At 72.0% G+C, this 232-nt stretch carries 1 protein-coding gene; it reads right to left on the bottom strand.

The genetic code is table 11. The annotated features are described in order from the left end of the window. Positions 1–232, bottom strand: a 232-nt coding sequence (locus ACRHOZ_RS21605) for a hypothetical protein (protein ID WP_431130483.1), incomplete at both ends; no start/stop codon positions are given.

Genomic DNA, 232 nt, shown 5'->3' with positions numbered 1-232 from the left:
AGCTGTGTGTAGGCGTCGAGGAACGTGCCCGTGAGCCTGCTTCGCGCGCTCTCGAGGTCATGCTGCACGGTGTCGGGCCGGTAAGACAGCAGCGCGGTGGTGCCGTCGGTCGCGGCCCGCACGGATTCCGCCCGGGCATCCGCGGCGTCGCGGACGGCGCCGTCCTGCCATTTCAGCAAGCCCGCGCCACACGTCAGCGCCAACGCCAGCCCGGGCAGCAGCCCGTAGGCGA

Source organism: Flagellimonas flava, from assembly GCF_050617915.1.
GTDB lineage: Bacteria > Bacteroidota > Bacteroidia > Flavobacteriales > Flavobacteriaceae > Flagellimonas > Flagellimonas flava_A.
This window is presented reverse-complemented; position numbering and strand designations above follow the sequence as displayed.